This is a genomic window from Marivirga arenosa (assembly GCF_030503895.2).
In the GTDB taxonomy this organism is placed as follows: domain Bacteria; phylum Bacteroidota; class Bacteroidia; order Cytophagales; family Cyclobacteriaceae; genus Marivirga; species Marivirga arenosa.
Map to the genome: position 1 here is coordinate 2,355,506 of NZ_CP129970.2, position 18,316 is coordinate 2,373,821.

Consider the following 18,316-nt stretch of genomic DNA (forward strand, 5'->3'; position numbering starts at 1 on the left):
TGGAAAAGTTGAATCTTTAAATAATATGTTCTTCATCCTCTCCAAAACCATAAGTTATTTATTAATGCCAGCCACTTTGATTGGCCTTGTTTGGCTAGCTTTTTTCATTTTCCGCAGATGGAAATTCCGAAAATATTTAGCCATTTTGGGCTTTAGCTTATTTGTCATTTTTACCAATGATTTTTTAGCCAATAGTTTTCTAAAGGCATATCAGTCTCCGCCTGCCGACTTGCAACAGATTAAATCCAGGCATTATACCTATGGAGTTTTACTCACAGGGATGACCAATACCCTCAAAGAGCCAAAAGATAGAGTTTATTTCAATCAGAACGCGGATCGACTTTTACAATCTATCATGCTTTTTGAGCAAGGAATAATCGATACGCTATACATTTCAGGAGGAGGTGCTACCGCATTAAGAAAGGACTTACAAGAGTCTGCAGTGCTGCTCGGTTATTTGAAATCTATCAATTTTCCTGTGGCTCGGGTAAAAATTGAAGATCAATCTAGAAATACAGTGGAAAGCGCTCGTTTAGCTTCTGACTTCATTGATAAAAGCAGACCCTTATTACTGATTACCAGTGCTTCTCATATGCCCAGGGCGGCAGGCTGCTTTAGAAAGCAAGGCTTTCAATTGACAGAATACCCAACAGTTTATTATACAAACGACCAGCTCATTAGTCCGTCCATGTTTCTTCCTTCAGATGATGCTCTATTCAAATGGCACACCTTGTTTAAAGAATGGATGGGCTATACCGCTTATTGGCTAGCAGGTTATTTGTAATTTATAAACAGTTATATTAAGGTATTAAGTCCAAGCGGACGCTTGAACTAGTTTAGAATATCAGATACTGCGATTAAGTAAACCCATCAGATTTCGAGGAATTGACAGAGTGGAATAGTAGTCATTTTCAGAATAAAGAGCAGATATAAACCTGACAGGTTTTGGTAGTCAATTGAAAGCTGATAATTTAAGATGAAAAGTCCAAGCGGACGCTTGAACTATTTGAGCCGAATTAATCTGACGGTTTTCATTTTAAAGCAGTTCAGCAAAATTTTCTAAACCTGTCAGGTTTCACGGAATAAAAAGAGTAGAATAGTAGTCATTTTCGGAATAAAGAGGAGAAAAAACCTGACAGGTTTTAGTTTTTTTATCAGAAGAAAATTAAATGATAAATTAATAAAAAAGGAAACAGTTTTATGGCAAATAAACCAACCCTTATTCTATTACACGGAGCTTTAGGAAGCTCGAAATCTTTCGAATTTTTAATTCCGAAATTGGAAAAGCATTTCAATCTCATCACTCCTGATTTTAAATGGCACGGCAGTAGAGCCGAGGGTGGCAACGGCTTTAGAATGCAAGATCTAGTGGATGATTTGGAATCGATTTTAACGAAGGATAATATTTCTAATGCAGCTGTTTTTGGATTCAGTATGGGTGGATATGTCGCACTAGCACTTGCCTTGCAAAAGCCGGATTTATTTAATAGAATCATGACTTTGGGTACTAAGCTCGACTGGAAAGCAGAACAAGCTAAGCAGGAAGTGAAGATGTTAGATCCAGAGAAAATTCAGGAGAAAGTACCTCAGTTTGCAGAGCATTTGAAATCTCAACATGCTGAAAATTGGTCAGCCCTATGTACTCAAACAGCTGAAATGATGTTTGATTTAGGAAGTCATCCTTTACTAAATACCGCCAATGTGAATAAGTTAGAACTTCCGGTAAGGTTAGGCTTAGGCGATCAAGACCATATGGTGAGTTTGGAGGAAACGAATGCATTTTACAAAGCACTTCAGAATGGTCAAATGCAGGTGTTCCCCAAAACGAAGCATCCTATTGAAAGAGTAAATGCAGACTTGCTTTCTGAAGCTATCTTGCAATTTTTTAAGTAAGAGGTCAAAATAGAATTAGTGGTAATTTTGTAGGGCTAACTCTAAATGCTGAGCTCTCTTGTTCACTGTTTTAATCAAATAGAAATTTTGCTGCTCTTTTAGCGTTCTCTTGCGATTATTCATTAGAGAAAATTATGCGATGAAGTAATAAAATGTAGCAAATTACCCCCTAATTGCAGATCAGCTTTTCTATATCTTTCACATTATAGATGTAATAATACATAAATGTAGGAAGAAGTGGAATTGTCTGTGTTGATATGGAAGCATATAATTTCAACTCCCATATGTTGAATTAGGACAGAATTAGATGATTTTATTGGAGGAGAGTCTTAATCAATAAACATGAAAAGAATAGTTTTTTGATTGTTATAGAGCTGTATACTGTTCTGCAAAATCTTTCATGTGTTCTATTAGCGGCAAAGCTAGTTTTCCTTTTTTGGTTAATTCATATTCTACTCTAGGGGGTACCTCTCCATAATTTTTTCTGAATACTAATTCACTATCCACTAAATTTTTTAATTCTTGTATCAACATTTTTTCGCTGATGTCAGGAATATCCCGTTTTAACTTTGATAAACGTTTCGGTTCATGCGTTAGTTGAATGATAATTAGAAGCTTCCATTTTCCGCCTACTAATTCAAGCGTGGTTCTAATAGGGCATCTCGGACTTACTTTAGCAATGTCTTTTTCCATACTTACAAAAAGGTGTGTATATAATTACTGAACAAGTACCTAATTATTGGGTATAATAGCAAATAACTAAGGAGTAATTAAAGATATGAAGAAATTAGCTGTATTTGGAGCGAGTGGAAAAACAGGAGAGAAATTTGTAGAACAAGCACTTGACGCAGGCTATTCGATTAAAGCATTGGTTCGAAATCCTGAAAAAATCAAAACTAAAAAATCAATTATAGAAATCATTCAAGGAGATGTTTTAAATCCAGAAGATGTAACTAAAACAGTGAGTGGTACAGACATGGTAATAAGTTTGTTCGGTCATGTAAAAGGATCACCAGAAGGTTTACAAACAAAAGGGACCGAAAATATCATAAAAGCTATGCGAATAGCAGGAGTTAACCAAATTATTTCTCTATCAGGTGGTGGGCTACCTTTTCCTGATAAAGACCAACCAAAATTCCCGGACAAGATGATTCGTTTCATTATGAAGTTGGCGGTTCCTAAAATACTTAATGATGCTGTGGAGCATGCCGAATTGTTGAAAAATAGTGCTACGGATTGGATTATTGTAAGGGGGCCAAGGTTGACAGATGAGCCCAAAAAAGATGATTATCGAGTGGGCTGGGTCGGTGTTAATGCAAGTACCAAAATAGGAAGAGAAGATTTAGCCGATTATATTCTCCAGCTGTGCAAGGATGAAAATTTTGCAAAGTATAATAAACAGATGCCTTTTGTAAGCTATTGATGGACCTTGTATCAATATTTTTCCCTTAAGCTTAAGTAATATGTTGATCAATATGAAGGGCCCAGCATCATAAAACAGCTATAAAGCTGAATCGCTTCTTCAGAATTATGTTGAAGCTATAGAAGCATTATAAATATATTTTTTAGAATTTATCAAATTAAAATCATGAATCTTTTAATCACTGGTGCCACCGGAAATATTGGGAAAGCAACAATAGCGGCTTTATTGGAACTCAAAATAGAATCACAAATAATCGCTGGAATTCGAGATTTAGAAAAGGATAGTACCGCTTTTGAAAAGTCTCATTCACTTGAATTTCAGAAGTTTGACTTTGAAAATGTCAATCAATTCAACGACTACTTAAGCGGTGTGGACGTTTTGTTTTTATTGAGACCACCTCAAATATCCGATACGAAAAAATATTTTAAGCCTTTAATAGAAGCAGCAGTTCAAGTGGATATTCAACATATTGTATTTCTATCAGTTCAGGGTGCAGACAAAAACAGTATTATTCCTCATCATAAAATTGAAAAAATGATAATGGGCTCAGGTATTAACTATACTTTCTTGAGGCCAGCTTATTTTATGCAAAACTTTACTACCACCCTAAGGAAGGATATAATTGAAAAAGCGGAGGTGTACTTACCAGCGGGTAATGCGAAGTTCACCCTTGTAGATGTAAACGATATCGGTCTAGTAGGAGCTAAAATATTGCAAAATCCAGAAATGCATCAAAATAAAGCTTATGATTTAACCAATAGTGAAAAATTGACTTTTGGAGAAATGGTAAGTCAAATCAATCAAGTGACAGGTCAAAATATTATATTCATATCCCCCAACTTGCTCTCTTTCTTTTTTAGAAAAAGGAAGGAGAAAGTGCCTACTATGCTGATATTTGTAATGATTATGCTACACTATTTCCCAAGATTTCAAACAACTCCGGAAATAAGTGATTCTGTTTTGAAGATAAGTGGAAAAAAGCCTGAAAGCTTCCTTGGCTTTGTTAAGAGGAATAAAGAACAATTTAAATAACTATTTAACTTTAATCGCCAATTTTAATCTTTTTAGATTCAATAAAAAAAGCCCGAATAAAGATGATTTATTCGGGCTTTTCTTAAAATGTTATTAATCCTTTATTTAAAAGTATCTTCTTTGATTTCGAAATTGATCACTGCAGATTCTAAATCAGCACTTAATTGAAAGCCCTGACTGATCGCTCTTTTTTCAGGAACCATGATTCCATCCACTTCTTTGTATGATTTAATGACTTCAGATCCTTGAGCAGAGCTTGATTTCACTTTTAAACCTGATTCTGCATCAAAGTAAGAAGTAGAGCTTATTCCGGAAGGTAAAGTGACACTTACACCATAGGCAGGTTTGCCATTTACTTCTTCAACATTCGTCAATTTTAAAGTAGCTCCAATTTCATCGTAATAAAGTTCAGGATAAATTTTAGCACCAAATTTGATATTATCCTTTGCCGTATCTGGTACTGGAACTTCCTGTCCTTGCTGAAAAACTTTCACATCTTCATCAGTTACCAATACTTTACTTAATACCATTGGTCCCATAGCAGTCTCATTTTTGTAGTTGGCATTATTTTTTACTTCCGTAATGGTTATATTCTGACCTTGAACACTCGCTGAGTAAACTGTTTTGATAGACTTTACTGCTTCGATATTCTCTTTTCCACCCAATGCTTCAAAGTATTTTTCGAACACTTTCTCAACTGTTAAGTCAGCAGGCATCGCGCTTTTGTCATTCGGGTCATACTCTTCGCCTTTACGGTTAAAGTATTTCACTTCACCAAAACGCTCTAATTTTTCTGCTACTTCAGATCCCTTACCCACTACTAAAATATTAGCTTGCTCGGGAAGGATATATTTTTGAGCCGCTGCTTTTACATCTTCTAAAGTTACCGCTTCTAAATTTTTCAAATAGTTCGCATAATAATCTTTTGGAAGATTGTATCGCGCAGTATTGATCGCGAATGAGGCTACCGTTTGTGGGCTTTCTAAAGATCTGGCAAAACTGCCTGAAATAGAAGCTTTAGCAGCATCTAATTCTTCTTGTGTTACACCTTCTTTATTGATTTTCACTAATTCAGCCATAAACTCATTCACAGCACTATCAGTCACTTCATTTCTTACACTAGCGCTAGCATTAAAGCTTCCGACTAATTTGTCAGCACTTAGTGAAGATCTTGCTCCATAAGTGAAAGCTTTATCTTCTCTTAAGTTTTGCATTAATCGGGATGAAAAACCACCTCCTAAAATTTCATTTAAAACTCTTGCTGTAATTACATCTTCGCTACCAATTGGAAGCTCAACTGGATAAGTCACATTGATCACAGATTGTACGGAAGCTTCACGATCAACTAAAGCCACAAAAGTTTCTTCCGGAGGAGTAGGCATTTCATAATCTTTTGTAGGAACTTCTGCCTTTTCCCAACTTTCGAAATTTTTCTTGATTAACTTCTTAGCATCTTTAGGAGTAATATCACCTACAATCGCTAGGTAGCCAATATTTGGCTTGAAGTAGGTATTATAATATTCTTTGATGCCTTCTAAATTGATATTTTCAATCGTTTCTTCAGTTTCGAATTCACCGTATGGGTGATTGTCTCCATATACTAATTTACCTCTAACGTTTGAAGCAATGGCATTCGGATCGTCTTTTGATGCAGCTAAACCAGATAATGATTGTTTTTTTAACTTATCTAATTCCTCTTCCGGGAAAGATGGATTAAATAAGATATCAGTCATCAACTCCATTAATTTATCTTGGTGCTTAGTTAAGGACGTAGCGTACATTCCTGTGGCGAATGTATTGATGTTAGCCCCAATAAAATCAATGTCTTGATCTAATTCTGCTTTGCTTCTATTTTTAGTTCCTTTCATTAACATTTGACCCGCCATGCTCACATAGCCTGCTTTATCTTCTTCTAAGATTGGATCTCTGTCGAAGGTTAAAGAAAACGCAACTCTTGGTAACTTATGGTTTTCTACTACAAATACCTTTAGTCCATTTTTAAGAGTGAAAGTAGTTGGTTCGCCAATGTTAATTTCCTTTGCCGGCCCTGGTTCAGGAGCCGTAGTTCTGTCTACCTGTGCTATTGCAAAACTTGCAATAAGGGTAAAAATTAAGCTTATATATAATTTCTTAATCATCATTATTCATTTATAAAGTGAAACGACTTATTGGTTTTGTTGCGATTTTGGTAGATAATACAATACCACTCGATTGTCTTCATTAAGGTATTCATTAGCAACTCTTTTGATATCTTCCTTAGTTACATTCATGAATCTGTCAATTTCCTTATTGATCAAATTAGCATCGCCATAGTAAACATGATAATTTGCTAAGCTTTCAGCTATACCGGCCATTCTACTGTTTCCTGAGATAAAGTCATTTTCTTTCTGATTTCTTATTTTCTCAAATTCTTTATCAGAAATTAATTCTTCCTGTACCTTCTTGATTTCAGCATCCATAGCTGCTTCTAATTCTTTTAAATCACCCCCGATAGTTGGTAATCCAAATAATAGATATAGGCCCGGATCTTCTGACGAAAAAGGGATAGCGGCTACCTGTAAAGCTTTTTGCTGTTCATCTACCAATGATTTATACATTCTGGCAGACTGACCACCAGATAATACTGTACTCAACATTTCAAGAGCATATGAATCTTCAGTACCTTGTGCTGGCATATGATAAGCCTGAATTACGGCCGGTAATTGGATGTTATCATAGATAGTATCTCTTACCTCTTCTTTCTGCTCTGGTTCTACAATGTTAGGTCTTGGAATTTCTTTTCCTCCCTTTGGTATAGTGCCAAAGTAATCTTCTATCATCTTTTTTGCTTCTGCAATGTCAATATCACCTGCAATAGATAATGTTGCATTTTCTGGGACGTAGAATGTTTCATAAAACTCAACAAATTCATCTAATGAAGCCGCATTTAAATGCTCTAAAGAACCAATTGGCGTCCAACGATAAGGGTGCTTTGTGTAAGCTCTTTTCATTACTTCCTCCAACACGCTTCCGTAAGGCTGGTTATCAACACGCTGTCTTTTTTCCTCTTTCACTACTTCTCTTTGTGTTTCAACTCCAATATCTTCAATTTTTGCGTGCATTAATCGCTCAGATTCGAGCCAAAGCCCAAGTTCTAATTGATTTGAAGGTAGTATTTCGTAATAATAGGTTCTGTCATTTGAAGTGTTTGCGTTGTTAACACCACCTGCATTGGTGATGTATTTATCGAATTCACCTCTTTCAATATTTTCTGAACCCTCAAATAATAAATGTTCGAAAAAATGCGCAAATCCAGTACGTTCAGGATTCTCATTTTTTGAACCAACATGGTACATTACAGAAACAACTACAATTGGCGTAGAGTTATCCTGATGTAAAATCACGTGCATTCCATTGTCAAGATCAAATTCAGTGAATTCAATCTCTTTTTTTTGTGCAAATGCGCCTATTGACATCATTAAGCACAAAGACCCGATTATAAGTCTTTTCATCATAAGTTGATTGGTTTTAAATTGATTTATTTTAAAATTAATGCGAATATAATACAAATATTACATCGAAAAGTTTCGAAAATATTAACTATTTAAGAAGGTGAAGAAAGGGGATAGGGGGAAATAAATAAGGATAAAGTAAGTGCATGAAAAAAGCCTTCAAGAATAAACTCGAAGGCTTTCAGTAACTCTAATGAGTAATTAGATCTTATTCTCCCATGAACGGATATTTGTAATCAGATGGAGTAACGAATGTTTCTTTCACCATTCTTGCAGAACACCAACGTAATAAGTTCAATTTAGAACCTGCTTTATCGTTAGTTCCTGATTTTCTAGCTCCTCCAAATGGGTTTTGATTTACCACTGCACCTGTTGGCTTGTCATTAACATAGAAATTACCAGCCGCTTGGCTTAATCTTTTTGTAGCTTTCTCTATGATGTAGCGATCATTACTGAAGATTGCTCCAGTTAATGCATAAGGTGATGTTTCGTCAACTAATGTTAAGGTCTCATCAAAGTTTTCCGCTTCGTAAACATAAATGGTAACCACTGGACCGAATATTTCTTCCTGCATAGTAACATACTGAGGATCTTTAGTTACAATTACAGTAGGCTGAATGAAATAACCTTTTGAGTCATCACACTCACCACCAGCGATCACTTCTGCTACATTACTTTCTTTCGCATGGTCGATATAACCTTTAATTTTATCAAAAGCTTTTCTATCAATTACTGCATTAAAGAAGTTATCGAAATCTTCTGGTCCTCCCATTTTGATATCTTTGATATCTGCAAGAAGATTCTTTTTAACATCGTCCCAAATATTATTCGCAACATAAACTCTTGAGGCAGCAGAACATTTTTGTCCTTGATATTCAAATGCCCCTCTAGTGATAGCCGTAGCCACTTGCTTAGCATCTGCAGTTTTGTGTGCTAAGATGAAATCTTTACCGCCTGTCTCCCCAACAATTCTTGGATAAGATTTGTAGGTTTCAATATTCTCACCGATAGTTTTCCAAATCGTCTGGAATACTGCAGTACTACCTGTAAAGTGAATACCTGCAAAATCAGGATGCGTAAATACTTTTTTACCTACAGTTGGACCATCCACATAAATTAGGTTGATAACGCCATCTGGTACTCCTGCTTCTCTGAAGATTTCCATTACTACATTTGCAGAATAGATTTGAGAATAAGCAGGTTTCCAAACTACTGTATTACCCATAAGGGCTGCACTAGACGGAAGGTTACCTGCAATAGCAGTAAAGTTGAATGGAGTTAAGGCAAATACGAAACCTTCTAATGGTCTGTATTCCATTCTGTTCCAAATTCCATCAGGAGAATAAGGCTGCTCCTCATAGATTTCGGTCATATATTTTACATTGAATCTTAAGAAATCGGCTAACTCACATGCTGAATCAATCTCTGCTTGATAAGCATTTTTAGATTGACCTAACATTGTAGCCGCATTAATTTTATCTCTGTATGGACCAGCGATTAAGTCAGCAGCTTTTAAGAATACTGCAGCCCTTTGCTGCCAGTGTAAATCAGCCCATTCCTGCTTAGCTGCTAAAGCCGCTTTTATAGCTTGATCTACATGGCTGGCATCGCCTTCATGGAATTGACCTAATTTATGCTGATGATCATGTGGAGGATTTAAAGGATGTGTTTTTCCTGTTCTTACCTCTTCAGCACCAATGTACATTGGAACATCAACTTCTTGAGATCTTAGCTCTTTTAACTTAGCTTGTAAAGAAGCTCTTTCTGGAGTTCCAGGAGCGTAGCTATTAACAGGTTCGTTCTTAGGTACTGGCACCTTGTAAATTGCTGTTGACATATTATTAAATAATTTATGCTTGAAAAATAAAAGTCTAAAATTAGGTAAATATTTCAGATTGCCTCGTTTTTACCTTCTGAATTTTTACCCCTTGTTCATGCTTACGATTTTAAAATATTTTGTTGTAGCAAATGCCTTTTTTCTTAAATCTGGTCGTTCTTAAAATTGAGAAACAGTACAGCGGCATTTTCGAAGACATAAAAAAAGGAAAATCAAACTGATTTTCCTTTAATGCTATTTTGAATTATTTATTTCTGATCATTTACCATCACCAAACATATCTTTAAGCTTGCTCTTGGCTTTCTTTTTAAGCTTTTCTTTTTCCTCTTCAGCTTTCTTTTTAGCCTCTTCTTCAGCTTTTTTCTTTAATCTTTCTGCTTCAGCGGCCGCACTATCTTTTGCAGCTTTAGCTTTGGCTTCAGCCTCGGCTTTTAACTTATCTTTTTCAGCATCAATTTTTTCTGTTATCTGTTCTTTTGCTGAAGAAGCAACTGTGCTTCCGCCTTCAGAAGTTGTACTGCCTAGTTTAACTTTTGGATCATCGTAAGTACCCCCGATATTGAAGTTTAAATTGATGGAATTACCTACTACATTCAAGTTGTTGCCTAAGAGGCTTGAAATTGCCGAATTAGCAGCTTTCCCCATGCTTCCTGTAGGAACATTCATTTTTAAATTATAGGCAATGTCTCCACCTAATCCAGTGCTTCCATCAATAGTGGCATTGTAGTTTCCTATTTTCACATCAAATGGTTTTACATTCAATCTGCCATCTTTAATTTCTGCCTGAACCTTAACATCATTAATTTTCACTTCGCTTGTATTATCTAGTTTAGATAAGGAGGTTACTCCACTAATCACTTTGGAATCTTTAACGGCAGCTTGCACGATTTTAATCAATCCTCCACCCGATAAAGTATTCAAATCAGGCATCATAGTTTGAGTCAATAATCCATTCATGGAGAAATTCGTGCTGAATTTACCATCCATTTTTTCGGCTATTGGAGCGAATTTTTGAACGGTAGTAACATTCTTAAAGGTTTCAGGTATGCTGAATTCAGATATATCTAGTTTAAAATCAAACTTAGGTTCATATTCATCTTGGCTATTATAAATTCCTGCCATTTTGATTGATCCACCTAACATATCCACTTTCATTGGATCCAATGTTAAGATTCCATCTCTTATAATGATTTTACCTACTGCATTTTTCATATCAAAATTATCATATTTGATTGTTCCTACAGTGGCATCAAAAGTGAAATCAATAGTTTCAGGAATAACTACTACTTCCATAGCTGTAGTATCTTCAGGAGTCTCTGTCGCTTCTTCTTCAGATACTCCCATCATCTCGTTAATATCTAATAAGGATGATTTTAATTCCATATTTCCTTTAATAACGGCTTTTTCATCTAAAGCATAAGCAATGTAATTACTTACACCTCCATTTAAAGTGAAATCACTTTTACCATAGTTCCCAGCAAAATTACTAAGAGTAATGGCTTTAGGATCAAAGCTCAAGTCTGCAGTTGTGATTTTAAAATCTGGCGAACCTTTTTCTGAATATGAAAAGTTCTTCATGCTCATGCTACCACTTGTATTCAGCTTAGCATAGTTTTCACTTTCTACATCAACATAGGAACCTTTTGAATTTAGGTTTGCGGATATCATTCCTGCTAATGTGAAATCTTCGGTAGGTTCAATCTTAGAAATAATATCTAAATTTAATCCTCCGTTTACACTTAAATCCCAAATAGGAGAATCGAAATTATTAACTTTTGCTTTGGCTGTAAATCTGTCTTTATCAATGCTGAGACCAAAATTTTTGACTTCAAGATAACCATCTTTCATATCGCCACTTTGAGATGAAGCATGCATCTCCATAGCTATTTTTTCAATTGGCAATGGTACATCTGGAGATTTAATGTAGGCGTCTCTTACGGCAAGGTCAACTGAGAACCCAGGCATTTTAGTATCGCTGTAAATTCCTTTTACATAACCTGAGAAATCAAATTCACCTCTGGTTTCTAACGCATCAAATCCCTCAGCATACATACCCGGCACTAATGAAAGTAAACTCTTAAACTGAGTATCAGTGGTTGAGAATGCGATATCCATATCATAGTCATCAGTAGGCATCGCAAAATATCCATCAAAATTTAGGTTGAAATCGTTTAAGGATGCTTTGGCATTCTTGAAAGTAAACTTAAAATTATCTAGGTCCATACCAAACAACAGATCGGCTTTCAATTTTTTATGCGCAATGTATACATCTCCATCATAGGCAAAAGAAAAATCTTCAGCCGTTGTATTGGTTTGCATATCAAAAACAGAAAGTGAGAAATCACCATTACCAGAGTGATCTACTCCTAACAACGAAATAGCTACTCCATACATCTGATCCATGTAGTTAATTCTACCGTTTTTGATTTCCCAGTGGTCAATACCAAAGGTGAATTCATCCTCTGAAGTAGTTTCTTCTTCAGGAGTTTCTTCTTCAGAAGGATAGGTGATATCATAATTGGCTGAGCCATCTTCTAATACCAAAATATTAATTAATGGCTGGTCTAATGTGATTCCCTTAATATTCAGAGGTTCTCCTTTAATAATAGCTACTATATCCATTTCTACAGCGAAGTCTTTGGCTGCAAAAAGGGTGTCTCCCTCAAATACTTCTTTTCCGGAAATGGAGAAATCTTCCACTCCTAAGGTCATATTTGGAAAGTTTGAAATCAATGAAACTCTGATTTTTGTAGGGTCAAGATTAACTTTTGCATTTAGTGACTTGTCAATCTCAGTTTGAATGCTTGATATAATTTTATCCTTAAATACTATAGGTACCAGGACAATAGTTAAAACCAATAATCCTACAATACTGGCGAGAATGATTAATAGCTTTTTCATAATTTTTTCTTAGTTGAATGCAAATGTAAATTTATAAATAAAAAATGATAGCAAAAGTATAGCGTCATTTATCAAAACATAAAGTTCCTATTTAGGCAGCATTGTCGTTTTATTATCAATGTATTTTATCAACATTTATTTTATCCTAGAGTTGATATACAAATTTTTAATATGAAAAAGACATTGCGATTAGTTCTAGGGGACCAATTATACGAACGTCATTCCTGGTTTTCAGATGTAAATAATGAAATTATTTATGTGATGATGGAAATGCGTCAAGAGACAGATTATGTAAAACATCATATCCAGAAAGTTGTAGCTTTTTTTACAGCTATGCGATCCTTTTCAGAATATCTTAAAGATCAGGGCCATCACATTATATATTATAAAATCAATGACGATAATAATCAACACTCTTTAACTAAGAATTTGCAAGCGATAATAAAAAGCGAAAAGATTGAGCATTTTGAATATTTATTACCCGATGAATACAGGCTCGATCAGCAGCTTAAAGAATTTTGTAATCAGATTGAAATTTCTTCAGAATCTATGGATACAGAACACTTTCTTACCAAACGAGAAGATATCGCTAATTTCTTTAAAGGTAAAAAGCAGTTCTTGATGGAGAACTTCTATCGTCAAATGAGGAAGGATCATGATATTTTGATGAATGGGAAAGATCCAGTTGGTGAAAAATGGAATTTTGATCATGATAATCGCAACAAATATAAAGGAGAGGTTTCAATACCAGAGGAATATAGTTACCAAAACAATGTAGAAGATGTTCTTGAAGAAATAAAAGATGCTGAAATTGAAACTTTAGGAGAAATTAATGCGGATCATTTTGATTGGCCGATTAACAGGAAACAAGCCTTACAATTTATTAGGTATTTCTGTAGAGAACTGTTACCGTATTTTGGAACCTATCAAGATGCAATGCACACGGATGAGAAATTTCTTTTCCATTCTAGATTATCATTTGCTTTAAATACAAAATTGATTCATCCTAAAGAATTGGTTGATAAAGTGATTGAAGCATGGGAAGATGATTCAGATCGAATTAGCTTAGCGCAAGTAGAAGGTTTCATCCGACAGGTTATTGGCTGGCGTGAATACATGCGAGGAATTTATTGGGCAAAAATGCCAGAATATGAGAAGCTTAATTTCTTTGAGCATAAAAGAAAATTACCTGAATTTTACTGGACAGGTGATACTAAAATGAAATGCCTTGAAAAATCTATCAAACAATCTTTATCTGATGCTTATGCTCATCATATACAACGGTTGATGGTGACCGGGAACTTTGCATTATTGAATATGACGGATCCTGATGAGGTTGATGCGTGGTATTTAGGAATTTATATTGATGCTATTCAATGGGTGGAAATTACTAATACGAGGGGTATGAGTCAGTTTGCAGATGGTGGAATTGTAGGTTCTAAGCCATATTTGGCGAGTGCCAATTATATGCATAAAATGAGTAATTATTGCTCCAAATGCCATTATGACCATAAAAAGAAAACCGGAAAAAATGCCTGTCCATTTAATAGTCTTTACTGGAATTTTTATGATAAGCACAGAGAAAAGCTAGAGAAGAACCAGAGAATTTCCATGATGTACAGAACATGGGATAAAAAGAGTAAAGAAGAAAAAGAGGAATTACTCAATCAAGCCAACTATTATTTAGATAATATTAACAAGCTTTAACATTAACATAATCTTATAAAAACATGTAAATCAGCCCTTTATGTAAGGTTTTTGCTTAAATAATGTTATCTATTTATTATTTTTATTAATTAATTGTTAACTTTGGATTAGTAAAAATCGTTATATGTTAACAATTTGTTAATATTGGATAACATTAAAAAACCATATCATCACAAAGTTTCAATCCTATCAGGAGTAATAGCAGCATTCTGCCTTTTACTCATTGCACCAGTTTTGGGGCAGCCCCTAAAGCTAGAAGATGAGTTTCTTTTGAAGGATAAGGAATTTGCAGTTTCACAAAAAGACTTCGAAACTCATAAAAAATGGAACAGATTAATCAATAAATTGGAACGCAGATCAGCTTATGATCAAGATTATTTTTTGGAGTATTTATTTTACACTTCTCATCAAAAAATGCTTAAAAACTATAATAAGGGTACTACCATAAATGAATTGTTATCTGGTGGAGATTACGATTGTGTTTCTGGAAGTATCATGTATTCTGTACTGCTGAATTATTTTAATATTTCTCACCGAATCATTGAAACGGATTATCATGTTTTTATCATAGCCGAGCTTAAGGAAAAAGAATACATATTTGAATCTACAGATGCTCAAGCTGGATTTATTTCTGATCCTCAAAAAGTAGCTCAATTTAAAGCGGAGTTTTTACCCATGGGTCAGGTTAATACTTTAATGAGTAATGAGAAAGTAGGCGAGCTCCAGTATGGAAATCCTAATTCAAAAACTATTTATAAACAGATTAGCCTAAGACAGCTAGTAGCTCTGCAGTACTTTAATCAAGGTTTGATTGCAATTAATAATCAGGATTTAAAATTAGCTAGCCAAAGGCTGCAACAAGCACTTAATCTGTATGATTCTGAAAGAATCAATACAGTTTTTAATATTATAGCTCACTAATTAAAAACAACATTCCTGTTGTTTACATAAAAATAATCCGTTTTTCTAAATTTAAATTTTATTAAGCATTAATTTGCGGTTTAAAATTTAGAAATCATGAGAAATTATCTTTTAGTTGCATTTTGTGTTTTGATTTTATCAAACTCAATAAAGGCCCAAGATCAAACATTCGAAATTCAATCGAAAGATGAATTGGTTTTAACCTTTGGTTCATGTAATAGAGAAAATCTTCCTCAACCATTATGGTCTTCGATCAGTGCCCATAATTCAGATTTGTTTATGTTTTTAGGCGATAATATTTATGGTGATACTGACAATATGAAGGTGTTGCAGAAAAAATATAATCGCCAAAAACAAAATGAAGGGTATACTAAGCTTAGACAGGAAACACCGGTTATTGGAGTATGGGATGATCATGATTATGGTAAGAATGATGCAGGAAAAGAATATGAATTCAAAGAAGAAAGCCAGCAGTTATTTTTAGATTTTTTTGATGTTCCAAAAGATGATCCTAGAAGAAAGAGAGAAGGAGTCTATTCTTCTCATGATATAAATTGGAATTCTAAAACTATTAGAGTCATTTTGCTGGATGCCAGGTATTTTCGAGATAGCTTAGAAAGGATAAACCGTGTTTATCAAAAGAATGAAACAGGAACGGTATTAGGTGAAGAACAGTGGAATTGGCTGGAAAATCAACTCTCTGACGATGCTGTCTCATTGTATATTATAGCAAGTGGTATACAAATGATTCCAGAAGATCATGATTACGAGAAGTGGGCTAATTTCCCTAAAGAAAGGCAAAGACTACTTGATCTAATTCAAGAAAAACAACCTAAAGGAGTTGTTTTACTTAGTGGAGATCGTCATATAGGTGAGATATCAAGAATAGATTTAGAGGGTTTAGATTATCCACTGGTTGAGATTACATCAAGCGGTTTAACGCATGTATGGGAAGATGCTGAGGAAGATAACCGATATAGATTAGGAGAATTAGTTACAAAACTGAACTATGGCCTTATTAAAATTAATGAAACGAATAATGGCTTAGGAGTTGATCTAGAAATTAGAGGAAATGATCAAGAGTTGATACACTTCGCTAGCATTAACTTTTAGGGAAGTCTTTAATTACTTCTTAGAATGGAAGCAATTTTTAATGAAACATTCAATAAGGTCATTTTAGCACTTGCATTTCTTTCTAAGTAATAGATGGCCTTGTTTAGTATTTCAGTCATTTGAATAATTTTCTCTAGACTTAATGTCTTACTGAATTTCAAAACGAATTGCTCGTGTTCATCAGGAACCCGCATTAATTCAGTGCTTTGCATCAAAGCTACTAATGATTCTCTTAGGATATTTTCAGCATGAATCAACCATTGCTGCTGGTTCATTTTACCCCATTTATGAAAGTCTTCAGAGCGTTTAACCAACTTGGTGTAGTCATTAGCCCAGCATTCGCGCATCCATTGTTCGAACTCCTGCTGAGCATCGTCAGAAACATCATCAACGAGCTGGACTGCTTTGTGAAGATCGCCCTGTGATATATGAGCTAATTGTTTGGCATGAGATTCTTCCACTCCATATTTAGAAACCAATATATCCTTTAATTCAGGATCGGAATAATTTGGAATATGTACTGCTTGAGTCCTTGAAGTAATTGTTCCAATTAATTTTTCTCTATCATTAGAGACTAGTAAAAAGATGGTTTTATTGGAAGGCTCTTCAATAATTTTAAGCAGGGCATTGGCGGCAGAAGGGTGTAGATATTCTGGTAGCCATATCAGCATGATCTTATATTTTCCTTCAAATGCTTTTAGTGAAAGGTTTCGGATGATATTCTTACTTTCGTCTTTTGCAATATTAAGCTGACGATTACCTGATCCAATGTGGTCTATCCAGTCTAATGCTGAGGCAAACGGATCTTTTAAAAGAAATGATCGCCAATGTTTCAAAAAGTTATTGCTTAGCTTAGCATCATCACCTTTTATGCTATCATTTGCTGCAGTGGGAAAAGAAAATTGAAAATCCGGGTGAATGAATTTTGCATTTTTATGGCACGAATTACAAGTGCCGCATGCATCTGTTTCACCAGGATTTTCACAATTAAGATAATTAGCATAAGCTAATGCCAAAGGTAAATTAGGAGCACCCGATTTACCCCAGAATAATTGAGCATGAGCAATCTTTCCAGACTTCACACCTTTGATAAGTTGCTCCTTTAAATCATTTAATCCTGGTATATCGGCAAAAAGCATTATTTATTTTTTTTAGTGCTCTTTTAATTTCTTTAATTCTTCAGCCTCTTTCTTTTGCTTTTTCTTATGGATTATTGCTGAAATATAAATACTGATTTCATACAATAATAGCAAAGGCAAAGAAATTAGAATCTGGCTTATAGGATCCGGAGGGGTAATAAATGCACTGATCACAAGTATTACCACAATCGCAATTTTGCGGTAGTTCCTTAATGATTGAGGATCTATTATACCCGCCTTACTCATGAATAATATTACCATTGGTAACTGAAACATTAGCCCACAAGCTAATACCAACATGGTTACAGTGGAAACATAAGAAGTAATGTCAAATTCATTGAGAACGCTCGGATCAACTTGATAATTCGCTAGGAAGTTTATGGATATTGGTGATACTATATAATAGCCAAATAGTACACCTGATAAAAACAATAAGCTCACAAAGAATGTAGCACCTCTGCTGGTCTTTTTTTCGTTTTCATAAAGTGCAGGACTAACAAAACGCCACATTTCCCAGAAAAAATAAGGGAAAGCTACAATTATCCCAAGCACAACAGAAGAGGTGATATGCATACTAAACTGCCCAGTCATTTTCCTACTTTGAATAATGAAAGGTAAATCATCAATACAAAAGGCAGTTGAATTAGCAACAGTTTCGCCTAGCTTGCAAGCCATTTGGTAAAACCAAAAATCAGGCCTTGAAGGGCCTAAAATTAAGGTTCCAAATACAAATTCTTTGGAAGCAAAGGCAATAATTGAAAATATTACTACTGCGGATAAAGCCCTTACGATATGCCACCGAAAGGCTTCCAGATGATCCAAAAAGCTCATCTCCGCTTGTGGTTGATCTGCAGGCATA

General features: G+C 34.8%; 14 protein-coding genes. 7 read left to right on the forward strand and 7 right to left on the reverse strand.

Translation table 11 applies throughout. The annotated features are described in order from the left end of the window. Positions 1–64: 64 nt before the first annotated feature. Together QYS48_RS10345 and QYS48_RS10350 are read left to right on the forward strand one after the other, a co-directional pair. A complete protein-coding gene (locus QYS48_RS10345) occupies positions 65–784 on the forward strand; it encodes a YdcF family protein (protein ID WP_308355847.1) in 720 nt (239 codons plus the stop codon). A 416-nt stretch (positions 785–1,200) separates the two neighbouring features. Further along, positions 1,201–1,893 carry an alpha/beta hydrolase gene (locus tag QYS48_RS10350; RefSeq protein WP_308355848.1) on the forward strand — a complete coding sequence of 231 codons (693 nt, stop codon included), beginning with the start codon at positions 1,201–1,203 and terminating at the stop codon, positions 1,891–1,893. A gap of 366 nt (positions 1,894–2,259) precedes the next feature. On the opposite strand, the gene QYS48_RS10355 is transcribed toward QYS48_RS10350, so the two are convergent. Continuing rightward, positions 2,260–2,586, reverse strand: coding sequence for a helix-turn-helix domain-containing protein (locus QYS48_RS10355; RefSeq protein ID WP_302101934.1), 327 nt, complete (start codon positions 2,584–2,586; stop codon positions 2,260–2,262). Between the two features lie 85 nt (positions 2,587–2,671). Here QYS48_RS10355 and QYS48_RS10360 point away from each other — a divergent pair, with 85 nt between their 5' ends. After that, positions 2,672–3,316, forward strand: coding sequence for an NAD(P)H-binding protein (locus QYS48_RS10360; protein ID WP_308355849.1), 645 nt, complete (start codon positions 2,672–2,674; stop codon positions 3,314–3,316). Positions 3,317–3,481: 165 nt separating this feature from the next. Further along, positions 3,482–4,348: an NmrA family NAD(P)-binding protein gene (locus tag QYS48_RS10365; RefSeq protein WP_308355850.1), complete on the forward strand. Its 867-nt coding sequence runs from the start codon at positions 3,482–3,484 to the stop codon at positions 4,346–4,348. 101 nt (positions 4,349–4,449) lie between these two features. Here the strand turns inward: QYS48_RS10365 and QYS48_RS10370 are convergent, their stop codons facing one another. The 4 genes from QYS48_RS10370 to QYS48_RS10385 all read right to left on the reverse strand — a co-directional run bounded on the left by QYS48_RS10370 (position 4,450) and on the right by QYS48_RS10385 (position 12,577). Then, entirely contained in the window at positions 4,450–6,489 is a 2,040-nt protein-coding gene (locus tag QYS48_RS10370) for a pitrilysin family protein (RefSeq protein ID WP_308355851.1), read from the reverse strand. A 24-nt stretch (positions 6,490–6,513) separates the two neighbouring features. Beyond that, complete coding sequence (locus QYS48_RS10375; protein ID WP_308355852.1) at positions 6,514–7,842, reverse strand: pitrilysin family protein; 1,329 nt, start codon at positions 7,840–7,842, stop codon at positions 6,514–6,516. A 205-nt stretch (positions 7,843–8,047) separates the two neighbouring features. Then, positions 8,048–9,676, reverse strand: coding sequence for an L-glutamate gamma-semialdehyde dehydrogenase (pruA, locus tag QYS48_RS10380; RefSeq protein WP_308355853.1), 1,629 nt, complete (start codon positions 9,674–9,676; stop codon positions 8,048–8,050). Between the two features lie 258 nt (positions 9,677–9,934). After that, on the reverse strand, positions 9,935–12,577 hold the full coding sequence (locus tag QYS48_RS10385; protein WP_308355854.1) for an AsmA-like C-terminal region-containing protein: 2,643 nt from the start codon (positions 12,575–12,577) through the stop codon (positions 9,935–9,937). Positions 12,578–12,748: 171 nt separating this feature from the next. Here QYS48_RS10385 and QYS48_RS10390 point away from each other — a divergent pair, with 171 nt between their 5' ends. The 3 genes from QYS48_RS10390 to QYS48_RS10400 all read left to right on the forward strand — a co-directional run bounded on the left by QYS48_RS10390 (position 12,749) and on the right by QYS48_RS10400 (position 16,318). After that, a complete protein-coding gene (locus QYS48_RS10390; protein WP_308355855.1) occupies positions 12,749–14,284 on the forward strand; it encodes a cryptochrome/photolyase family protein in 1,536 nt (511 codons plus the stop codon). Positions 14,285–14,428: 144 nt separating this feature from the next. After that, positions 14,429–15,205 (forward strand): hypothetical protein, encoded by a 777-nt coding sequence (locus tag QYS48_RS10395; protein ID WP_308355856.1) that lies wholly within the window; start codon positions 14,429–14,431, stop codon positions 15,203–15,205. Between the two features lie 96 nt (positions 15,206–15,301). Further along, on the forward strand, positions 15,302–16,318 hold the full coding sequence (locus QYS48_RS10400) for an alkaline phosphatase D family protein (RefSeq protein ID WP_308355857.1): 1,017 nt from the start codon (positions 15,302–15,304) through the stop codon (positions 16,316–16,318). A gap of 8 nt (positions 16,319–16,326) precedes the next feature. Here the strand turns inward: QYS48_RS10400 and QYS48_RS10405 are convergent, their stop codons facing one another. Next, entirely contained in the window at positions 16,327–17,457 is a 1,131-nt protein-coding gene (locus QYS48_RS10405; RefSeq protein WP_308355858.1) for a DNA polymerase III subunit delta, read from the reverse strand. A 12-nt stretch (positions 17,458–17,469) separates the two neighbouring features. Then, the gene (tatC, locus tag QYS48_RS10410) at positions 17,470–18,315 is read right to left on the reverse strand and encodes a twin-arginine translocase subunit TatC (RefSeq protein WP_308355859.1); all 846 of its coding nucleotides are present in this window, start codon (positions 18,313–18,315) and stop codon (positions 17,470–17,472) included. Position 18,316: the final 1 nt, after the last annotated feature.